The following is a 19,706-nucleotide window of genomic DNA, read 5'->3' on the forward strand; positions in this document are numbered from 1 at the left end:
GGGCCCTTCACCAGCCGGGCCGCGTCCGTCTGCCGAACAGCAGACCGCGCGGTTCGGGCGGGGGCGGGGTGCCGGGGCGCAGCGGCCAGGCCAGCAGCATGCCGGCCACGAAACCGACCAGGTGGGCCGCGTACGCCACCGTGCCGACGTCCAGGGCGCCCGCGCCGGACGAGTTGAACGCCTGGAGCACGAACCAGAAGCCCAGCACCAGCCAGGCGGGCAGTCTCAGCGGCAGGAAGACCAGGAAGGGCACGAGGACCCAGACCCTGGCCTTCGGGTAGAGGACCAGGTACGCGCCGAGGACACCGGCGATCGCGCCGGACGCGCCGATCAGCGGGTCGGTGGAGTCGGCGTTGACGAAGGCGTAGCCGTACGACGCCGCGTAGCCGCAGGCCACGTAGAACAGGGCGAACCGTACGCGGCCCAGCCGGTCCTCGATGTTGTTGCCGAAGATCAGCAGGAAGAGCATGTTGCCCAGCAGGTGCAGCCATCCGGCGTGCAGGAACAGCGCGGTCAGGACGGACAGCGCGGGCGACTTGTCGTAGCCCGGCGGACCCAGCGCGCAACCGCCCGACGGGGCGAGTTCGCCGGTGGGGACCAGCCGCGGCAGCTGATGACGGATCAACTCCGCCGGTACCGCCGCGTACTGCTCCAGGAACGCCTGGGTGTGGCACAGCCGGGCCAGTTCGCCGTCGCCCGGCACGGAACCGGCCAGACCCGGCATGAAGACGAAGACGAAGACGTTCGCGGCGATCAGCGCGTAGGTCACGTAGGGCGTGCGGCTCACGGGGTTCACGTCGTGCACGGGGATGACCACACCGGACTTGTGCCCGGGATGAGGAGCCGGAATCAGCGCTCGCGGCGGCGGCACGGGCCTCGGCTCCGCCGCTGGTGAACGTACGGGGCGGGTGGTGCGTATGACTCCTCAACCGCGGATCTACGTGAGGAACAGGCGATGAACGACCGAGTTACCCCGGCGATGCACGCCACCCCCGATGGTGAGGCCGAGATCTCGCTGGTGGTGCGGCTGCCCTGGGAAGATGTCGCCGCGCTCGGCCAGGAGGCCGGGCGGCTGGCGGCGCGGATGCAGCGGCCGGTGACCCTGGACGAGGCGGTGAGCCACCGGCTGCGGTCGGCCCGGCCTGCGGCCGCGCACGCGAAGCCGGCCGCGGCCTCGACGGCTCAGCCGGCCGCGGTGACGTCCGCGGCATCGGTGTCCTCGCTGCCGTCCCGGCCGCCGACGGAGCAGGCACGGCAGGCCATCGACCGCATCACCGGCACGTCGGCCGTGTGACGGACACGCTCCGGCCCTCTAGACGCCGTCCGACCTGACCGCCGCCGTCGCCTTTCTCGCCGCCACCAGGACCGGGTCCCAGACCGGGGAGAAGGGCGGGGCGTAGCCGAGGTCCAGGGCGGTCATCTGTTCCACCGTCATCCCCGCGGTGAGGGCCACCGCCGCGATGTCGACGCGCTTGCCCGCGCCCTCCCGGCCGACGATCTGGACGCCGAGGAGCCGGCCGGTGCGGCGTTCGGCGAGCATCTTCACCGTCATCGGGGCCGCGCCGGGGTAGTACCCGGCGCGGCTGGTGGACTCGATGGTGACGGTGACGTACTGGAGACCGGCCCGGTCGGCGTCCTTCGCGCGCAGGCCGGTGCGGGCGATCTCCAGGTCGCAGACCTTGCTGACGGCGGTGCCGACGACACCCGGGAAGGTGGCGTATCCGCCGCCGGCGTTGGCACCGATGACCTGGCCGTGCTTGTTGGCGTGGGTGCCGAGCGGGATGTGCCGCAGATGGCCGGAGACCAGGTCGAGGACCTCGACGCAGTCGCCGCCGGCCCAGATGTTCTCGTGGCCCCTCACCCGCATGGCCAGGTCGGTCAGCAGACCCCCGTGGTCGCCCACCGGCAGGCCCGCCGCCCGTGCGAGCGTGGTCTCGGGGCGTACGCCGATGCCCAGGACCACCACGTCCGCCGGGTACTCGGCGTCCTTCGTGGCGACCGCGCGGACCCGGCCGTCGGCGCCGGTGCGCAGGGCGGTGACCTCGGCGTCGTCGACCATCGTGATGCCCAGGCCCGTCATGGCCTTGTGCACCAGCCGGCCCATGTCCGGGTCGAGGGTGGACATGGGCTCGCTGCCCCGGTTGACGACCGTGACCTCGTACCCCCGGTTGATGAGCGCCTCGGCCATCTCCACGCCGATGTAGCCCGCGCCGACGACCACGGCCCGTCGGCCCTCGGTGGCCGCCAGGGTGTCCAGGAGGGCCTGGCCGTCGTCCAGGGTCTGCACGCCGTGCACCCCGGGGGCGTCGACGCCGGGCAGGTCCGGGCGGATCGGCCGGGCGCCGGTGGCGATGACGAGCTTGTCGTACGAGGTCCAGGACTCGGTGCCCGCGTCGAGGTCCCGCGCGCGCACGCGGGCCCCCTCGACATCGATCTCCACGACCTCCGTGCGCATCCGCAGATCGATGGCGCGGGCCCGGTGCTCCTCGGGCGAGCGGGCGACGAGCCGGTCCCGTTCGGGGACGTCGCCGCCCACCCAGTAGGGGATGCCGCACGCCGAGAACGAGGTGAAGTGGCCCCGCTCGAACGCCACGATCTCCAGCTCCTCGGGCCCCCGCAGCCGGCGGGCCTGCGACGCGGCGGACATGCCCGCCGCGTCGCCCCCGACGACCACCAGGCGCTCCCGTGAACGTTCTTCAGTACGGCTCATGTTCATGGGAACACGCTACGGGGGCGCGGCATTTCGGCACGGCGTGACCGTGGTCGAAGCCGTGCCGCCGCCTTCCGCCCGACCGGTCGTCAGTCCTGGGCGCGCCCCTGCTCCCGCTCCTCCTCCTGCTCCGGCGCGGCGGCCGGGAGCGAGCCGGCGGTGCCCGCGGCGGCCGTCGCCGGGACGGGCCGGCGGGAGCGGGTCAGGCGCAGCCACAGGAACACCACGACCGCGGTGACCACCGCGAAGGGGAGGATCGCGGCGAGAGCCATGGCCAGCCAGCGGAACACGGCGACGAACGCGTTCCAGCCGCCCGCCAGCGCATCCGCGAAGCCCGGCTCGTCGTCGGACTTGCCGGCCTTCTTCACCGCGGTCTCGGACAGGGACAGCGTGATGGTGGCGAAGCTCGTACGGTCCTTCAGGGACTTCTGCTGGGCGAGCAGGGACTCCAGGTCGGCCTGCCGGCTGCTCAGCTCGCCCTCCAGGGTGACCACGTCACTGAGCTTGCCCGCCCGGTCCATCAGCTCACGGATCCGGGCCACGCTCGCCCGCTGCGTCCTGATCCGGCTGTCCACGTCGACGACCTGGTCGGTGACGTCCTCGGCCTTCGTCCTCCGTTCGATCAGCTTGCCGGTGCCCTCCAGTTCACCGAGGACCTGCTCGTACTTCTCCGAGGGCACGCGCAGGACGACCCGGGTGCGTTCCCGGTCCTTGCCGTCCCGGGTCGTGGACTCGCTGCCCACGAAACCGCCCGCGCCCTCCACGGCGGTACGGGCCTCGTCCAGGGCCTTCGGCACGTCCTTGACCCGTACGGTCAGGGTGGCGGTGCGGATGATGTGGCTGGGCGTGATCTTGACCGGCGCGTCGGCGGCGCTCCCGTCGCTGTAGCCGCTGCCGCTCTCGTCGTTCAGGGCTCCTTCCTGCCGAGCGGCGGTCGTGTCCGACTGGCTGTCGGAGTTCGCGCTCTTGGCGGAGCCGCCGCTGTCCCGGGCGTCGGAGCAGCCCGTGAGCGCCAGGGCTCCCGCGAGGAAGAGGGCGGCGAGAGCCCCTGCGTGCCGCCGGGAACGTCGTACGTGTGTGTGGGCCATTGCGGCGTACCCCCCGAGGGTCGTGGCAGGCGTGTCCGCCCGCACTGCTGACGTCTCTTCGACGCCCGAGGGGGCCGGAACGTTGGCGGGCGCGGGTCCCGAAGCGGTCACGGTCGGGACTCGGCGGGGCCACAGGGACGGACGGGTGCGAACCGGGGGCGGTGGCAGGACCGGCGTCATGACTGTCAGTGACATCTGAGAGGCTGGAGCCATGAGCGGATCAGGTACGGACGCCGGGCGCGACGCCGGGCATGTCGTCGTCATCGGGGCCGGCATCGCGGGGCTGGCCGCCGCGCACAGGCTGTTGGACCGGGGCGCGAGAGTGACCGTCCTGGAGGCCGCGGACCGGGTCGGCGGCAAGCTGTTGCCCGGCGAGATCGCGGGCGCGCGCGTCGACCTCGGCGCCGAGTCGATGCTCGCCCGCCGTCCCGAGGCGGTCGCCCTCGCCCGCGAGGTGGGTCTCGCCGACCGGCTCCGGCCGCCCGCCACCGCCACGGCCTCCCTGTGGACCCGGGGCGCCCTGCGGCCCATGCCCAAGGGCCATGTCATGGGGGTCCCCGGCACCGCGTCCGCGCTCGCGGGGGTCCTGTCCGACGAGGGCCTGGCCCGTATCGAGCGCGACGCCGACCTGCCGCGCACCGAGGTCGGCGACGACGTGGCGGTGGGGGAGTACGTGGCGGCCCGCCTCGGCCGCGAGGTCGTCGACCGCCTGGTGGAACCTCTGCTCGGTGGTGTCTACGCGGGCGACGCGTACCGCATCTCGATGCGTTCGGCCGTACCCCAGCTCTTCCAGGCGGCGCTGACCCACACCTCCCTCACCGAGGCCGTCCGGGGCATCCAGGAGCGGGCGGCAGCCGCCCGGCAGACCGGGCCGGTGTTCATGGGCATCGAGGGCGGGATCGGCCGGCTGCCGCTCGCGGTGGCCGAGTCGGTGCGGGCGCGCGGCGCCGAGATCCGCACCCGCACGCCCGTCACCGAGCTGCGCCGGGAGGCTCCCGGCGGCTGGCGTGTCGTCACCGGCGGTACGGGCGGCGGGAAGGAGCGTGTCCTGCGCGCCGACGCCGTGGTCCTGGCCGCCCCCGCCCCGGTCGCCGCCGCCCTCCTCGGCGCCGAGGCCCCCGAGGCCGCCGCCGAACTGTCGGGCGTGGAGTACGCCTCGATGGCCCTCGTCACCCTCGCCTACCGCCGGGCCGGCCTCACCCTCCCCGAGGGCAGCGGCTTCCTGGTGCCGCCGGTCGACGGCCGCACGATCAAGGCGTCGACGTTCTCCTCCCAGAAGTGGGGCTGGATCGCCGAGGAGAACCCGGACCTGCTGATCCTGCGCACCTCGGTCGGCCGCTACGGCGAGACGGCGATCCTGGACCACGACGACGCCCACCTCGTGGACGTGTCGCGGACCGACCTGCGCGAGGCCACCGGCCTGACCGCCGTCCCCGTCGAGACCCGGGTCACCCGCTGGGACGACGGCCTGCCCCAGTACCCGGTCGGCCACCACGCGCGCGTGGCCCGCGTCCGCGAGCACCTCGGCAAGCTGCCGGGCCTCGCGGTCTGCGGAGCGGCGTACGACGGTGTCGGCATCCCGGCCTGCGTCGCGAGCGCCGCCGCCGCGGTCGACGAGATCCACGGCGACCTGCGCGCGCTGCGGGATCTCACCGCCGACCCGGTGCAGAGCCTCCACGGCGGAGCGGGAGAATAGAAGTCATGAGCGACGTCGCCCCCACCACCGAGACCGGCCGGATCCCGAACAAGGGCAAGCTGGCCAAGGACCTCAACGAGGTCATCCGCTACACCCTGTGGTCCGTCTTCCGGCTGAAGGACGTGCTGCCGGAGGACCGCGCCGGTTACGCCGACGAGGTCCAGGAGCTGTTCGACCAGCTCGCCGCGAAGGACGTGACCGTCCGCGGAACGTACGACGTGTCGGGCCTGCGCGCCGACGCCGACCTCATGATCTGGTGGCACGCCGAGACCAGCGACCAGCTCCAGGAGGCGTACAACCTCTTCCGCCGGACGAGGCTGGGCCGCGCGCTCACCCCGGTGTGGTCGAACATGGCGCTGCACCGGCCCGCCGAGTTCAACCGCTCGCACATCCCGGCGTTCCTCGCCGACGAGACGCCCCGCGACTACGTCAGCGTCTACCCCTTCGTGCGCTCCTACGACTGGTACCTGCTGCCCGACGAGGACCGCCGCCGCATGCTCGCCGACCACGGCAAGATGGCCCGCGGCTACCCGGACGTCCGCGCCAACACCGTCGCGTCGTTCTCGCTGGGCGACTACGAGTGGATGCTCGCCTTCGAGGCCGACGAGCTGTACCGCATCGTCGACCTCATGCGCCACCTGCGCGCCTCGGAGGCCCGGATGCACGTCCGCGAGGAGGTGCCGTTCTACACGGGCCGCCGGAAGTCGGTGGCCGAACTGGTGGCGGGCCTGGCGTAGCCCCGCACCGGGGGCGCGGGGCGGGGCTCCGGACGCGGTGCGCACGCCGCGCGCCGCTCCGGCAGTCGCCCCTCCAGCAGATACGTCTCCAGGAGACCGTTGACGCAACGGTTGGACCCCCAGCCGACCCCGTGGTTGCCGGCGTCCCGCTCGGTCACCAGCACCGATCCCCACAGCCGCCGGTGCAGCGCGATCGCCCCGTCGTACGGTGCGGCCGCGTCCCGCTCGGCCGCCAGGATCAGCGTGGGCGGCAGCTCACCGGGCCCGGTCCGCACGTCGAGCGGCTGCTGACGAGGGCCCTTCCAGTACGCGCACGGCAGGTTCGCCCACACGTTGTCCCACGTCTCGAAGGGCGCGGTGCGCGCGAGCCGCGTGTTGTCGCGGTCCCAGATCTGCCACTCGGTGGGCCAGGGGCCGTCGTTGCACTCGACGGTCGTGTAGACGGCGCTCGCGTTCTCCTGCTCGACGGCCGCCTCGGGGGACGGACCGGCGATCTGCACCAGCGGCTTCGGATCGCCCTTCAGATAGGCGGAGAGCGCCAGGGCACGCTGCGGCCAGTGGTCGTCGTAGTACGCGGCCTGGAGGAACGCGCCGTGCAACTGTCCCGGTCCCACCTTGCCCCCGGCGGGACGGGCCGCCAGCCTCGCCGCCGCGCGTTCGTAGCTGCGCAGCACCTTCTCGGGGGTGTCGCCCAGCCCGTACACCGAGTGGTGCCGGGCGGCCCAGGCCCGGAAGTCCGCCCAGCGTCCCTCGAACGCGGCCGACTGGTCGAGGTTGTTGCGGTACCAGATCTGCTCGGGGTCCGGGTTCACCACCGAGTCGAACACCAACCGGCGTACGTGAGAGGGGAACAGCGAGGCGTACAGCGCCCCCAAGTACGTGCCGTACGACGCTCCCACGAACGTCAGCCGCGGCTCGCCCAGAGCGGCGCGCAGTACGTCGAGGTCGCGGGCGTTGTTGAGGGAGTGGTAGTGCCGCAGCGCGCTCCCGCCCCGCCGCGCACACCCCCGCGCGAACGCCTTGGCCCGCGCGATCCGCTCCTTCTTGTACGCCTCCGAGGGGTGGGCCGGCGCCGGTGAGGGCCCCTGGCGCAGCGTCTTGGGGTCCCGGCAGGACAGCGGCGCCGAGCGGCCGACCCCGCGCGGGGCGTACCCGACGAGGTCGTAGGCGGCGCCGAGCCGTTTCCAGTCCGGAAGGTAGCCGAGGAGCGGGAAGAACATCCCCGAGGCTCCCGGGCCGCCCGGATTGAACACGAGCGCGCCCTGCCGGGCCACCTTCCTGCCCTGGGCGTCCTTGCCCTTGGCCCGGACCTGGCTGACGGTCAGCGAGATCTGTCTGCCGTAGGGCCGCGCGTAGTCGAGCGGCACCTCGACTCTCCCGCAGCGCACCCCGTCCGGCAGGCCCTCCGCCGGCGGACACTTCCCGAACCGGATGCCCTCGGCCGCGGCCCGCCGCGCGACCGGGCCGGTGAGCGTGTCCGCCGCGGCCGGGGGAGCGGCGAGGAGACCGCCCAGCAGCACCGCCGCGACGGTCACATGGAGAACGGCAGCCCGCATGGCGAATCCCTCCGAAGCACGACAGCGTCACAGGGATGTTTGGTGCGGAAGGGGGCGAATGTAAAGCACCGGCGGATGGTGTCGCCGCCGCGTGCCCCTACGGTGTCACCGGTGTTCGAACGCCGCCCGCAGTTCGGGGGACTCCACCGCCCCCACGCCCCGGACGGCCACCGAGACCAGGTCCGGGACGTCGCCCCCGTTCCGTCCCAGCACGGCGTTCAGCACCCGCGTCCCCTCCGGTGACGCCCACCGCGTGCCCGGCGGCCCCTCGGCCCGCGCGATGACCAGGCAGCTGAGCGTCAGCACCAGCGGCAGCGCGAACCACAGCGCCACCAGCGCCCGGTGTTCGGCGAACCCCTGCGAGGGCAGCATCAGCGCCAGCGCCCCGAGGCCGCACACCCCGAGCGCGGCGCCCCGTACCTGGGTGACCGCGTCGGCCACGCCCGTGCGCGCGGCGTCCGGTACGGCCAGTCCCGCCGCGACGAGCCGGTCGGAGAGGTGCCGTACCGACTCGGCGGCCGCGGCGGCCCGGCGTACGGGCGCTATCCGGGACTGTCCGTCCGGGCCTATCGCGCCGATGACGGTGCGTTCCATCTCGTCCCGGCCCACGGGGTCCACGACGGTCGCCCAGCCGGTGTGGGCGAGGAGGAGCCGGCGCTGGCGGGCCATCGCGACGAGGGTGAGGTCGGCGACGCGCGCCGGGCCGCCCGACAGGAACGCCGCCTCGTACAGGGTCAGCCGGTGGCAGTGGTGGACGTGGTCCGCCCGGAGGTCACCGGCGGCGGCCGCCCGCAACGAGGTCAGGCACAGTCGGGCACAGGAGACGCCGGCGGCGGCCCAGGCCAGGAGGAGGAAGAGGACCCAGAGCATGGCGACTTTCTACGCGCCCGCCGGTCCGGCGGCGGGCGTTGACCGGAATCCTGAGGGAAGGTTCCCGGTCTCGCCCGTTTGTACGCCGCCTCGGCCCGCAATTGCCAGGCCGCGGGGTGACGTGGAGCGCTTCAGTCGTCGTCCGACGGTCCGTTGGCGGCCGGTGGCAGGGAGTAGGCCGACGGGGTCGGCGAGGGTGTCACCGGAACCGGGGAGCCGGGGTCGGCCGGCCGGTCGGGCGGCGGGGCCGGGGAGCTGGTCAGGGGCGGGGCGCTCGCTGAGGCGGTGTCGCGGGCGATCGCGTCGTAGTCGACGAGGCCGGTGGCCTCCAGGACCTTGATGTGGTCGAGGACGGTGGTGTTGGCGTCATCGGCGAGGGCGCGGACCAGGGAGTTGCGGGTGGTGGCGCGGACCTGGGCGACCACGGAGAACACCCTGCCGTGCGCCAGCCGCAGGATGTTGGCGAACTCGCGGTCGTAGGTCTCGCCCCGCGCCGCGTCCAGGGTGGCCAGCCACTGTTTCTGCTGATCGTTCGGCTGGTTGGGCAGGGGCAGGTCCAGGCGCGCCGCGACGTCGCGGACGCGGGCGTCGAGGAAGGTGTGTCCCTCGATGAGATGCCCGCCGGCGGTCCGTACGGCCGCGGTGGTGCCCTTCGTCTCGGCCTGCTGTCCGGCGGGCAGCTCCCACAGCCCGGCCAGCCTGACCTTCGTGATGAAGTCCCGGTCCAGGGCGGACAGCGGACCGTACCGCGTCGTCATGGTCGTCGCGTTGAGCACGCTGGCACCGGTGCCGGAGCGGTCCGCGTACGACCAGACCGGGAAGACCAGCGCGACGAGCGTCGCCGTCAGTCCGGCGACGATGAGTCCTGTGCCACTGAAGAGTCCCCCTCTGCCGTTGGTGGTTCGCATGGTGCCTCCTGCTCGCGGCACCGCACGCTAGTGCGCAACGGGTGCTGCTCGGCCTACGGACCGGTATGTTACTGCCCGGTCTACGCCAACTGCCGTATGCGGAGGAACGGTTGAGGAGGGGACAAAGCGCGTCGTACGGGGTACTCGAAGTGCCGGACCAATCGGTCCCAAACGGGTCACATATGACGCCAAACCCGTGTGGGGGGCATGGGTCTGTTAATCGCAGCACATTCGGGGCGGACGGTCCGGCTCAGCGGCGTAGCAGCACCCTGCGGGTGGCGCGGGCCAGCCGGGCCGCGGGGCGCCGGGACAGCGGGGCGGGTCCCGAGCGCTCCAGCCACCAGCGGCGCACCTCGCGCAGGACGTCCCCGTCGTCGGGGCGGCCGGTCAGCAGCACGTGCTCGGCGAAGGACAGGGCGTCCCGCCGGTAGCCGTCGGTCATGGGGTGGCCCTGGGCGTACGCCACGAACGCCGGCCGGTACGACGAGCCGAGGATCTCCGGCAGCTCCGGCGCCACCTTCGCCACGACGTCCGCCCGCTTGGCCGCGAGGGACCGCGCCTGGACGCCCAGCCGCACCCGGTCGAACCCTTCGGGCACCGGCGTCCCCGCGACCAGCGCGGACAGCAGCGCGGCCTGGGCGAGCCCGAGCCGCTGCCGGGCGACGGGCTCGGCCTCGGCCGCGGACGCCGTCCCGGTGGCGGGCGTCCTCGCCCCGGAGCCGCGCACCTCGGCCTTCTCCAGCACACCCCGGATCGACGCCAGTTCCCGCTCAAGGTCGCCCGGCTCGGGGAAGTTGTCGTCACGCTCCAGCAGGACCCCCGGCGGGGTCACACGGGAGGCGAGGTCGGCGAGGACGTCGAGGACCTCCGGGGGGACGGGGTGGGCGTGGCTGTCGTGCCAGACGCCGTCCCGCTCGAAGCCGCCCGCGACATGGACGTACGCGATGGCCTCGACCGGCAGCTCGTCGAGCGCCTTCGCGGGGTCCTCGCCCCGGTTGACGTGGTTGGTGTGCAGGTTCGCCACGTCGATGAGGAGCCGGACGCCGGTGCGGTCGACCAGGTCGTAGAGGAACTGCCCCTCGGTCATGTCCTCGCCCGGCCAGTTGATCAGGGCGGCGATGTTCTCCAGCGCGAGCGGCACCGGCAGCGCGTCCTGGGCGATGCGGACGTTCTCGCACAGCACGTCGAGGGCGTCCCGGGTGCGGGGCACCGGCAGCAGGTGCCCGGCCTCCAGCAGTGGCGACGCGGTGAGGGCGCCCCCGGCCCGGACGAACGCGATGTGTTCCGTCACGAGAGGGGCGCCCAGAGTCTCCGCGCGCTCGGCGAGGGAGCGCAGGCGCTGCTCGTCGGGGCGGTCGGCGCCGCCGAGACCCAGGGAGACACCGTGCGGCACCACCGTCACACCGCGCTCACGCAGCCGCAGCAGCGACTCGTGGACGTGGCCGGGGCAGACGTTCTCGGCGACGACCTCGACCCAGTCGACACCGCCCGACCCCGCCATGCGCTCGACGGCGTCGGCGATCTCCGGCCGCCAGCCGATCCCCGTCCCCAACTGTGCGATCTGCTCCATCGTCCCCTCCACGGTCACATCGGCCACGGCTTCACCAGACCCTGTGCGTCTCCTCACGGCGGACCTGTGCTGCGGTGTGACGGAGTCATGGCCCCGGGAGACGGGACCGAACCCCTGGGAGGGGACCTTCAGAGCAACATTTGAGCTTTCCGCTGAGCTTTGTGCCGAGCCCGCTACTGGACCGCAGGCTGGCCCTGGTCCTTGTTGATCTCCTCCGGGTCCGGACGGCCGGTGGGCACCGCGGACTCGAAGGGCGACGGCTTCGACTGGGTGTCCGGGTTGTTGGACGGCACGGCGGGGGGCGCGGCGGGCGGCACCTGGCCGGCGGCGGGCGGCGGCGGGCCGGTCGGGCTGGCCGTACCGGTGACCGAGTTCTGGGCGATGGTCGCGAAGTCGACCTCGCCGGTGGCCTCCAGGATCGTGATGTGGTCCAGCACGGTCTGGTTGGCGTCGGAGGCCAGCTGACGGATCAGCGTGTTGCGGGTGGAGTTCCGCACGGAGGCGATCGCCGGGAAGATCTTGCCGTGGGCGGTCCGCAGCAGGTTCGCCCAGACCTTGTTGTAGTCGGCCTCGGTCTTGGCGGCGGTCATCTGGTCCAGGAAGCCCTGCTGTTCCGCCGTCGGCTGGTTCGGCAGTTCGACGCCCAGCTTGGCCGCGATGATCCGGGACCGTTTGTCCAGGTCGGTGTGGCCCTTGATCAGGTGGTCCGCGGCCTCCCTGACGGACTTGCTGCCGCTGCGCTCCAGGGCCTGCTGACCGGCCGGCAGCTCCCACAGTCCCGCCAGCCGTACGCGGATGAGCAGGTCGCGGTCGCCGGGGGTGAGCGGCCCCCACTGCGTGGTCACCGTGTCACCGGTGAGCGCGGCCGCGGCCGTCGCGTTGCGGTTGGGGTACGAGTAGAAGATGGGATAGGCGACCGCGGTGAGCGTGCCGGCGATCGCCAGGGCGACGAGGACTGAGCCCTTGGAGCGTCGCAAAAGAGCCTCCCGGAGGAAACCAACTGATCGTTGGGGGTCCGACTGTTGCTTGGGGTGCGGAGGGTGACCGCTGGGTGTGCCCGGTGGTCCGCGGCCTCCGCTCGGGGCGGGGCCGGGGCCGGGGCCGGGTCAGATCGTGCCGTTGGCGATCGCGTCGAAGTCGACCTGACCGGTCTTCTCCAGCATCGTGATGTGGTCGAGCACGGTCTGGTTGGTGTCCGATGCCAGCTTGCGCACCAGGGTGTTCTCGGTCTGGTTCCGGATCGTCCCGATGGCCGGGAAGATCTTGCCGTGGGCGGAGCGCAGCAGGTTGGCCCACACCCGGTCGAACTGGTCGTCCGTCGCGTTGTCCATCTGCTGCAGGAAGCCCTGCTGCTGCTCGTTCGGCACGTTCGGCAGCTCGACGCCCATCTGGGTCGCCACGGCCCGCACCCGCTCGTCGAGGTCCTTGTGACCCACGATCAGGTGGTCCGCCGCCTCCTTCACCTTCGGGCTGCTCGACCGCGCCATCGCCTTCTCGGCGGCGGGCAGCTCCCACAGTCCCGCGAGCCGTACGCGGATGATCAGATCCCGGTCGGAGGCCGTCAGCGGCCCCCACTGGGTGTTCACCGTGCCGGCGGCCATGTTGGCCTGAGCGGTGCCCGAGCGGTCGGCGTAGGACCATACGGGGAACGCCAGCGCGCCGACGGTGACGACGAGAGCCAGACCGGCGATGAGCGAGCCGTTGAGACGCCGCAAAATGATCCTCCCGGATGATGCCAACTGGTCGTTGGGACAGTTGCTTGGCCAGTGCCGGAAGATACGTGCGGGGCGGCGGAGTTGTTCAACGGGCTTTGAACCGGCTGAGAGGGTCCCGCTCAGGCCGACACGATTCAGCGGGGCGCGCACGGGTGCCGGGCGCTCCGCCGGGGCCGGGTGGGTGTCCGGATGCCTGGGCCCACGGGGCCGGTGGGTCTGTTCTGCGGGGTGCCGTGGGCGAGGGCGCGGGTGAAGAGGCGGGGCGGTGCCGACGCCGGGGGCCGGCGTCCGGACGGGCGGCTCGGACGGGAGGCGGGCCGGGGCGTCGGTCGTGCGGCCGCGCCGGCCCGCGCCCGGCGCCGCCGCCGAGGGCTCGGGCGGGTGCCGGGTGCCGGGTGCGCGGACTGGGTGCCAGGTGCGCGGTGCCGGGTGAGGGGACTGGGTGGCCCGTGCGTCAGGGGAGGAGAGGCCGGTGGTCCGCGACCACCGTGCTGGAGCCCGGGGCGACCTCCGTGAAGCCGGCGTCGCGGACGAGGGGGAGGCCGGTGGTGGTGAGGGTCTTCCAGTGGGCCGGGGCGGCGGTGCGCACCGAGAGGGGGAAGCCCGCGTCCCGCCAGGTGGTGCGGGCCCGGGCGTCCAGGTCCCACCAGGCGAGCTGGGCGCCGTGGCCTGCCTGGGCCATCGCCTTGCCCGCCGACATCTCCACCCCGGGGTTCAGCCAGAGCACCGGGGCGGCGGGGTCGGGCCCGGCCGGAGGTTCCGGGTCGTCGAGGTCCGTGCCCGAGACCTGGAGACGGGCCAGTTCCTTGGGCCAGCCGTCGAGCGGGACCGGCGGGAAGACGCGTACCTCCGCCGACTTGCCCGCCACGGTGATCCCCGGCAGTGCCTCGGCCCGCCGCCACTCGGCACCCCGCGCCCGCCGGACCACCTTGCGGATCCGGGCGTCCTGCCAGCTCCGCATCGCCTCGGCCCACTCCCCGTCGCCCAGCGACCGCGCGTCGCTCAGCATCACGAGCACCGCCCGCGCCGCCGTCTCCAGCGCGTCCGTACGCGCCGGCGGAGCGCCCCGCTCGATGCGCGCCACCAGAGGCAGCACGAACTGCGGCCCCTCGTCGCGCGAGGTCCGCTCGTCCTGGAAGGGGCTGTCCTGGACGGCAGCGGGGGTGGGGCCGGGGGTCGGGTCGCTCGTGGTCACCCGCCCAGTCTGCCAGGCGAAAAGGGCCCTATCCCGACCCGCACTCGCCCGTCTGTACGAGGATGGGGCCATGGAACGTGAGTTACTGCTGAGGCTGGAAGGTGTCGGCCGCCGCTACGGATTCCGTGGCCCGTGGGTGCTGCGCGGTGTCGACCTGGAGATCGCCCCCGGCACGCTGACCCGGGTCGAGGGCGCGAACGGCACCGGCAAGTCGACGCTGCTCCGCGTCCTCGCCGGACTCGACGCGCCCACGGTGGGCCGGGCCACAGGTCGCCCGCGCACGGCGTACGTCCCCGAACGCTTCCCCGCCGCACTGCCGTTCACCGCCGCCGAGTACCTCACCCACCTCGGTGCCGTCCACGGCCTCGACCGCCCGGCCGCGGCCCGCGCCGCCACCGAGTGGCTGGAGCGCTTCGGCGCCGCCGAGTACGCCCGTACGCCCATGGGGGAGTTGTCCAAGGGCAGCAGTCAGAAGGTCGCCGTGGCGCAGGCTCTGCTCGCCGCGCCGGAGTTGCTCGTCCTCGACGAGGCGTGGACCGGTCTGGACGCCGACGCCCGCGAGGAGTTGGAGCGCGTGGTGGTCGAGCGGACCGCCGCGGGGGCCGCGGTGGTGTTCGTGGACCACGATCCGGGGCGGTTGGCGGGGGCGCCGGACGCGGTCTACGCGGTGGTCGGGGGTGCGCTCGATCTCCGGGAGGGGAGCGGGACTTCACGGACGGGGGCGGACGACGCCTCGGCCGCCGCTGCTGTCGTCGTCGCCGCTGTCGTCGTCGAGGGGCGTGGGGCTTCGGGGCAGCAAGTACCGCCGCGGATCGGCAAGTTGGTGACGACGGTCGAGGAAAGCGGCTCCGGGACACACCGGTTCACCGTCCCGGCGGCGGCCTCGGACGCGCTGCTCAGGGCGCTGCTGGAGGCCCGCCCGCCCTGGCACGTGGTGAGCGTGGGTCCGGTACCCGCGTCCCTGACCGCACCCGACCCCGGACCGTGTCCCGACCCCGAACCGGAACCCGCCCCCGGACCGGAGCCTGACCCCGGACCGGAACCCGCCCCCGGACCGGAGCCTGACCCCGGACCGGAACCCGCCCCCGGCCTCTCACCGGAACCCGCACTGGAAGGCGGACACGCCTGATGAACGCCCTCCTCCGCTACCAGGCAGCCCTCCTCGTCCGTTCCCAGCGCTGGCTCCCGCCCGTCATCCTGTACGCGGCGTTCCTCGCCATCGGGGTGCAGAAGGGGCAGCCGGTGCTCGACTCGCTCGGCTACACGGCCGCCGCGCTGCTGCCCGTCTCCGCCTGGCTGATGCGGATCTGTGTCACCAACGAGCCTCCCGCGGCCCGCAGTTGTACGGGCGCGGCGGCCGGACCCGGCCGGGCGCACCTGGCCTGCGTCCTGGTGGCGTTCTCGGCGGCCGCGCTCCTCGGCACGGCGGCCACGGTCCTCGTCACGATCATCAGCGCCCCCACGAGCACGGACCACCAGACCCGCGTCGAGTCGCTCCCGGCGGCGGGCGCCGGCCTGCTGGCCGCGCTCGCCTGCGCCCTCCTCGGCACGGCCGTCGGCGCGCTCACGAACTGGCCTCTGCTGCGCTCGCCGGGCCGGTCCGTGCCGACCCTGCTGCTGGGTGCGCTGCTGGCCCTGGTCGTGGCCGGCTCCCCGGCCCGGATCGCGGTCACGGCCCTGGTCGACGGCTCGCGGCGGGCGGCCGTCCCGGTCCCCGTCCTGCCCCTGATCGCGGCCGGTCTGCTCACGGCGGCCGCGACCGCCGTGGCGTGCGCCCTGACGACCCGCCGCTCAGCCTGAACAGGCGGTCCGCTCGGCCTCCCGCCACTCGCACACCGGGCAGAGCGTGATCCCCCTGTGGGACTCCGGGTACTCGGTGGGCTCGCGGCACAGGACGCACTCGGCGAAGGGCTCCGCGTCGTCCGCGGCAGGGGCGGACCCCTGAGCAGCGGTCGTCTCGTCGGTTCCGCGGTGGTCGCTCATCCCTCCAGCGTAGAACGGGCGGGCGCAGGGCGGACCGGTGGCGCCGCGCCCCGCGCTGCTCAGCCCCGCGGGACCCCGCGGGCGTACGCCCCCGCTCCCTTCGCCGCCGTGGCGGCCGTCGTCCCGACCAGCTCCGACACCTTCACGAACCGGAACCCGCGCGCCCGGAGCGCCGGCACGATCTTCCGTACGGCCCGTTCCGTGACCGGTGCGGCGCTGCGCGTGCAGTGCATGACCACCACGGACCCCGGCCGCACCCCGTCCAGCACCTGCCGCACCACGTCGTCCGCGTCCGTCGCGAACGCGTCCCCGCTCACCACGTCCCACTGCACGGCCGTCACCCCGGACGCGCTGAGCCTGCGCAGCGCGCGGCTGTCGTAGCAGCCGCCGGGGAACCGGAAGTACGGCATCGGGTCCGTCACGCCCGCCTCCCGGAACACCCGGTAGGCGCGCTCCAGGTCGGCCCGCATGCGTTCCGGCGCCATGGTCGGCAGGCCGTGGCAGTCCTCGGTGAAGGCGTGATGGCTGTACGAGTGGTTCGCCACCTCGAACAGGGGGTCCCGCCCGATGGACCGCGCCTGGATCGGGTACTCCTCGGCCCAGCGTCCCGTCATGAAGAGCGTGGCCGGAACGTTCAGCCGGCGCAGTGCCGCGATCAGTTCCGGATTGTCGAACCGTTCACCGGCGGCGGCCCTGTCCCCCTGGTCCGCGGTCATGTCCGCGTCGAAGGTGAGCGCGACGGTCTTGTCGGTGCGGCTGCGGAGACCGTGCTCGAACACCGGGGTCAGTCCGGCCGGGCCCGGCGCGAGCGTGGGCGGACGGGACGCCGCGGCCACCGAGGGGCTGGCGGTGGCGGTGACGATACGCGTCGAGGGCTGCGGGGTGCCGCAGGCGGAAAGCCCGGCGCCGAGCGCGCCGAGTGCGCAGAGCGCGGTGATTCTTCGTACAGGACTGATCACCGTACGAACGTACGGCGTGGGCTCGGCGGACAGCCGGTTCAGCCGCCGAACGACAGGGAGTCCGACGCGAAGTCACCCGCCTGGGCGACGAAGGGTACCCAGGCGGCGGGGGAGAGGGACCGGCTCCGGGCTGCCGGGGAGCTTGGAGTCACGGATGTACTCGGTGGAAGGGAGGGCGGCGACCTCTCCGCAGTCGTCGCCCTCGGTGCCGCTGTACGTCGACCATCGAACAGGGAGGTACGGGCCATGCCCGTACCTCCCTGTTCGGTCCCGCGTCAGGTCATGGTCACGTACGACGCCACGGCCCCGTCACCGCGAAGGTCGTCCCCGGGGTGTAGCAGTTGACGTACATCGTCCGGCCGTCGGGGGAGAAGGTGACGCCGGCGAACTCGCCCCATTCGGGCTCCGCCGGGGTGCCGATGTTCTGGGCGTTGCGGGCCATGGCGTAGACCTCGCCGCGGCGGGTGACACCGTAGACGTGCTGTGCGCCGTTGCCGTCCTCGCAGACCATGAGGCCGCCGGAGGGCGCGAGGCAGATGTTGTCGGGGGACTCGCCGGGGAGCTGGAGGTCGGTGTCGGGGCCGAAGGCGATCACCAGGGTGAGCGTGCGGTGGTCGGGGTCGTAGCGCCAGATCTGGCCGTAGTGGTCGGCGGCCGAACCGTCCGCGCTGCGGGCGAAGGACGAGACGAAGTACACGCAGCGCCCGCCCCAGTAGCAGCCTTCGAGTTTCTGCGCGTGGGTGATGCCCTTGGTGCCGAAGTCCTGGTGCCGGATGGCGGTCCGGGTGGCCAGGGGGTCGGGGACGTCCACCCACTCGATGCCCTCGAAGCAGGCTCCGGGGTCCTGGATGGGGGAGAGGTCCGGCACGCCGGGGACCCGCATCGCCTGGAGCCGGCCGCCCGCGCGGAGCGAACCCAGGCCGCCCTTGGGCTTGTCGGGCAGGAAGCGGTAGAAGAGGCCGAAGGGGCGCTCGAAGGCGTCCTCCGTCTCGTAGACGACACCGCGCCTGGGGTCGACGGCGATCGCCTCGTGCTGGAAGCGGCCCATCGCGGTCAGAGGCACGGCCCCCGAGCGGCGCGGGTCCGCCGCGTCCACCTCGAAGATGAAACCGTGGTCCTTGGTGTAGCCGTTGGTGCCGGCCCTGTCCTCGGTCTCCTCGCAGGTCAGCCAGGTGCCCCACGGGGTGGGTCCGCCCGCGCAGTTGACGGCCGTGCCGGCGATGGCGACGCCCTCCGCGAGGACCTTGCCGCGGGCGTCGAGCGTCAGGGACGTACAGCCGCCCTTGCCCATCGGGTCGTAGGTCAGACCCTCGACCGTGGGGACCGGGATGCGGCCGGTGTGCCGGTTCTCGTGGTTGCGGACGAGGTGGACCCGCCCGTGTCTGCCGGGGAAGGCGGACATGCCGTCGTGGTTGCTGGGGACCGGGCCCTCACCGGAGCGCAGGGCGTCGCCCTCACGGGACAGGGCCTGATAGCGGAAACCTTTCGGCAGATCGAGCAGACCGTTCGGGTCGGGGATCAGGGGGCCGTAGCCGGAGTGGCCGAGGTCGCTCTGGGCGGCGGCCGAGCCCGCGAAGAGTTCGGAGAGGGCTCCGGTGAACGCGATGCCTGCGATGCCTGCGCCGGAACGGGCGAGGGCCTGACGGCGGGTCACTGACACGGGACTACCTTCCTGTTGGCGGACAGGATGTGACCCGCCTGTGTGTATCACGCGGTCACGGCCACGTGAACCACGCGCAGAGAAGGAAGCGGAGGAGTCGCACCCGTGTCACTCGGTCGGCGGGAGCGGGGACGCGGGGGGCGGGGAGGGCGCCCGGGGCGGCTGGGGCGGGTCCGGCGCTGGGCCTGCCTGGGCTCGTTCCAGGAAGCGGAGCAGCTCCACCGGGAAGGGCAGGACGAGGGTGGAGTTCTTCTCCGCGGCGACCGCCACCACCGTCTGCAGCAGGCGGAGTTGGAGGGCGGCGGGCTGCTCGGACATCTGCTGCGCGGCTTCCGCGAGCTTCTTGGATGCCTGCAGCTCCGCGTCCGCGTTGATGATGCGTGCCCGGCGTTCGCGGTCGGCCTCGGCCTGGCGGGCCATCGAGCGCTTCATGGTGTCGGGCAGGGAGACGTCCTTGATCTCCACGCGGTCGATGGTGACACCCCACTCCACCGCCGGACTGTCGATCATCAGCTCCAGGCCCTGGTTGAGCTTCTCGCGGTTGGAGAGCAGGTCGTCGAGGTCGCTCTTGCCGATGATCGAACGCAGGGAGGTCTGGGCCATCTGGGAGACGGCGAAGCGGTAGTCCTCGACCTGGACGACCGCGTTCGCCGCGTCGACGACCTGGAAGTAGACGACCGCGTCGACGCGTACGGTGACGTTGTCGCGCGTGATGCCCTCCTGGGCCGGCACGGGCATCGTCACGATCTGCATGTTGACCTTGCGGATGTGGTCGATGCCGGGGACGACCATGGTGAACCCGGGGGCTCTGGGGGTGCCGCGCAGGCGGCCCAGCCGGAAGACCACACCTCGTTCGTACTGTTTGACGACCCTGGCCGCGGCCGCGACGTAGACGACCGCGGCGGAGCCGATCGCTGCGGCGGTGATGACCAGCGTCTCGACCATGACGACCCCCTTGAGTCGTCCGCCATCCGTGCGCCTACCACGATATGTCGGAGGTGGGGGGCGGGGCGACCGCCGGCCGGGGGTGGGTGGACGGAGCGCCCCGGTGCCCCGGCG

The 19,706-nt window shown here is 73.1% G+C and carries 20 protein-coding genes; 5 read left to right on the forward strand and 15 right to left on the reverse strand.

What is annotated here, in order from left to right; all coding sequences use genetic code 11:
- Window positions 1-7 precede the first annotated feature (7 nt).
- Window positions 8-817, reverse strand: coding sequence for a rhomboid family intramembrane serine protease (locus ACZ6BB_RS01135; protein ID WP_471613238.1), 810 nt, complete (start codon window positions 815-817; stop codon window positions 8-10).
- A 138-nt stretch (window positions 818-955) separates the two neighbouring features.
- Here ACZ6BB_RS01135 and ACZ6BB_RS01140 point away from each other — a divergent pair, with 138 nt between their 5' ends.
- A complete protein-coding gene (locus ACZ6BB_RS01140; RefSeq protein WP_471613239.1) occupies window positions 956-1,294 on the forward strand; it encodes a hypothetical protein in 339 nt (112 codons plus the stop codon).
- An 18-nt stretch (window positions 1,295-1,312) separates the two neighbouring features.
- On the opposite strand, the gene ACZ6BB_RS01145 is transcribed toward ACZ6BB_RS01140, so the two are convergent.
- Both ACZ6BB_RS01145 and ACZ6BB_RS01150 read right to left on the reverse strand, forming a co-directional pair.
- The gene (locus tag ACZ6BB_RS01145) at window positions 1,313-2,716 is read right to left on the reverse strand and encodes an FAD-dependent oxidoreductase (protein WP_471613240.1); all 1,404 of its coding nucleotides are present in this window, start codon (window positions 2,714-2,716) and stop codon (window positions 1,313-1,315) included.
- Between the two features lie 83 nt (window positions 2,717-2,799).
- The gene (locus ACZ6BB_RS01150) at window positions 2,800-3,798 is read right to left on the reverse strand and encodes a DUF4349 domain-containing protein (protein WP_471613241.1); all 999 of its coding nucleotides are present in this window, start codon (window positions 3,796-3,798) and stop codon (window positions 2,800-2,802) included.
- A gap of 211 nt (window positions 3,799-4,009) precedes the next feature.
- Here ACZ6BB_RS01150 and hemG point away from each other — a divergent pair, with 211 nt between their 5' ends.
- Window positions 4,010-5,494 (forward strand): protoporphyrinogen oxidase, encoded by a 1,485-nt coding sequence (hemG, locus tag ACZ6BB_RS01155; protein WP_471613242.1) that lies wholly within the window; start codon window positions 4,010-4,012, stop codon window positions 5,492-5,494.
- Window positions 5,495-5,499: 5 nt separating this feature from the next.
- On the forward strand, window positions 5,500-6,231 hold the full coding sequence (gene hemQ / locus ACZ6BB_RS01160; protein WP_471613243.1) for a hydrogen peroxide-dependent heme synthase: 732 nt from the start codon (window positions 5,500-5,502) through the stop codon (window positions 6,229-6,231).
- Here the strand turns inward: hemQ and ACZ6BB_RS01165 are convergent.
- From ACZ6BB_RS01165 to ACZ6BB_RS01195, 7 genes are all read right to left on the reverse strand, one after another.
- The gene (locus tag ACZ6BB_RS01165; protein ID WP_471613244.1) at window positions 6,180-7,787 is read right to left on the reverse strand and encodes an alpha/beta hydrolase; all 1,608 of its coding nucleotides are present in this window, start codon (window positions 7,785-7,787) and stop codon (window positions 6,180-6,182) included. The two genes, hemQ and ACZ6BB_RS01165, sit on opposite strands and share 52 nt — an antisense overlap.
- Window positions 7,788-7,892: 105 nt before the next feature.
- A complete protein-coding gene (locus ACZ6BB_RS01170) occupies window positions 7,893-8,657 on the reverse strand; it encodes a TIGR04222 domain-containing membrane protein (protein WP_471613245.1) in 765 nt (254 codons plus the stop codon).
- A gap of 131 nt (window positions 8,658-8,788) precedes the next feature.
- Window positions 8,789-9,565, reverse strand: coding sequence for a DUF4142 domain-containing protein (locus ACZ6BB_RS01175; protein WP_471613246.1), 777 nt, complete (start codon window positions 9,563-9,565; stop codon window positions 8,789-8,791).
- A gap of 250 nt (window positions 9,566-9,815) precedes the next feature.
- Window positions 9,816-11,135 (reverse strand): MbnB/TglH/ChrH family RiPP precursor modification enzyme, encoded by a 1,320-nt coding sequence (locus ACZ6BB_RS01180; RefSeq protein ID WP_471613247.1) that lies wholly within the window; start codon window positions 11,133-11,135, stop codon window positions 9,816-9,818.
- Between the two features lie 173 nt (window positions 11,136-11,308).
- Complete coding sequence (locus ACZ6BB_RS01185; RefSeq protein ID WP_471613248.1) at window positions 11,309-12,112, reverse strand: DUF4142 domain-containing protein; 804 nt, start codon at window positions 12,110-12,112, stop codon at window positions 11,309-11,311.
- A gap of 129 nt (window positions 12,113-12,241) precedes the next feature.
- The gene (locus ACZ6BB_RS01190) at window positions 12,242-12,850 is read right to left on the reverse strand and encodes a DUF4142 domain-containing protein (protein WP_471613249.1); all 609 of its coding nucleotides are present in this window, start codon (window positions 12,848-12,850) and stop codon (window positions 12,242-12,244) included.
- Between the two features lie 454 nt (window positions 12,851-13,304).
- A complete protein-coding gene (locus ACZ6BB_RS01195) occupies window positions 13,305-14,045 on the reverse strand; it encodes a peptidyl-tRNA hydrolase (RefSeq protein ID WP_471613250.1) in 741 nt (246 codons plus the stop codon).
- A 70-nt stretch (window positions 14,046-14,115) separates the two neighbouring features.
- On the opposite strand from ACZ6BB_RS01195, the gene ACZ6BB_RS01200 reads away from it, so the two are divergent.
- Window positions 14,116-15,174 (forward strand): ABC transporter ATP-binding protein, encoded by a 1,059-nt coding sequence (locus ACZ6BB_RS01200; RefSeq protein WP_471613251.1) that lies wholly within the window; start codon window positions 14,116-14,118, stop codon window positions 15,172-15,174.
- Window positions 15,174-15,845: an ABC transporter gene (locus ACZ6BB_RS01205; RefSeq protein ID WP_471613252.1), complete on the forward strand. Its 672-nt coding sequence runs from the start codon at window positions 15,174-15,176 to the stop codon at window positions 15,843-15,845. Before ACZ6BB_RS01200 ends, ACZ6BB_RS01205 begins: the two co-directional genes overlap by 1 nt.
- On the opposite strand, the gene ACZ6BB_RS01210 is transcribed toward ACZ6BB_RS01205, so the two are convergent.
- The 5 genes from ACZ6BB_RS01210 to ACZ6BB_RS01230 all read right to left on the reverse strand — a co-directional run bounded on the left by ACZ6BB_RS01210 (window position 15,837) and on the right by ACZ6BB_RS01230 (window position 19,592).
- On the reverse strand, window positions 15,837-16,028 hold the full coding sequence (locus ACZ6BB_RS01210; RefSeq protein ID WP_471613253.1) for a hypothetical protein: 192 nt from the start codon (window positions 16,026-16,028) through the stop codon (window positions 15,837-15,839). The two genes, ACZ6BB_RS01205 and ACZ6BB_RS01210, sit on opposite strands and share 9 nt — an antisense overlap.
- A 59-nt stretch (window positions 16,029-16,087) precedes the next feature.
- A complete protein-coding gene (locus ACZ6BB_RS01215; RefSeq protein WP_471613254.1) occupies window positions 16,088-16,987 on the reverse strand; it encodes a polysaccharide deacetylase family protein in 900 nt (299 codons plus the stop codon).
- 72 nt (window positions 16,988-17,059) lie between these two features.
- Window positions 17,060-17,266: a DUF397 domain-containing protein gene (locus ACZ6BB_RS01220; RefSeq protein WP_471614087.1), complete on the reverse strand. Its 207-nt coding sequence runs from the start codon at window positions 17,264-17,266 to the stop codon at window positions 17,060-17,062.
- 7 nt (window positions 17,267-17,273) lie between these two features.
- Window positions 17,274-18,641 (reverse strand): PhoX family protein, encoded by a 1,368-nt coding sequence (locus tag ACZ6BB_RS01225; RefSeq protein ID WP_471614088.1) that lies wholly within the window; start codon window positions 18,639-18,641, stop codon window positions 17,274-17,276.
- Window positions 18,642-18,755: 114 nt separating this feature from the next.
- On the reverse strand, window positions 18,756-19,592 hold the full coding sequence (locus tag ACZ6BB_RS01230; RefSeq protein WP_471613255.1) for a slipin family protein: 837 nt from the start codon (window positions 19,590-19,592) through the stop codon (window positions 18,756-18,758).
- Window positions 19,593-19,706 lie beyond the last annotated feature (114 nt).

This window comes from Streptomyces sp. NPDC041108 (assembly GCF_055592645.1).